Here is a 520-nt window from a genome sequence, read left to right on the forward strand (position 1 = left end):
GACCAGGGGGAGCACCTGCTGGGCCAGCCAGTTGTGCAGGGGATCCTCCAGGACCACCAGGTTGTTGGCCGGGATGGCGGGGGAGGGGGTGAAAATGTCCGCCACCTGGATCTCATTGTTCAGCAGCGCCTTGACGGTCAGGGGCCCGCCGCCGTCGCTGATGGGGGTGAAGGCCTTCGGCACGCAATTGTAAATTTTGGCCAAACCGGGCAACCCGTAGGGGCGCGTCTTGAACTCCGGTGGGGCACCCAGTGTCAATTGATCGCACACCTTGGCCAGGTCCGTAATGGACTTCAGGCCGCCATACTTGGCCGCCGTCTCGGCCGTGACCACCATGGCGTCCTTGTCCTCGGCCGAGGATGCGGCCAGAACAGTCAGGCCGGAGGGCAGCTTGGCCGGCAGGGCCGCCAAAATACCCGCCGGATCGGTCACCGTGTTGGTGGGGTCCACGAAGCCCAGCAGGTTGCCGCTGTAGTCGGGCACCACATCAACCGAGCCGTCCTGGATGGCCTTGATGTAC

The 520-nt window shown here is 64.6% G+C and carries 1 protein-coding gene; it reads right to left on the reverse strand.

What is annotated here, in order from left to right; all coding sequences use genetic code 11:
- The coding region (locus tag CXQ91_RS24395) for an ABC transporter substrate-binding protein (RefSeq protein WP_146072446.1) at nt 1-520 on the reverse strand (520 nt) is incomplete at both ends.

The sequence above is a fragment of the Arthrobacter sp. Y81 genome (assembly GCF_002929335.1).
Lineage (GTDB): Bacteria > Actinomycetota > Actinomycetes > Actinomycetales > Micrococcaceae > Arthrobacter.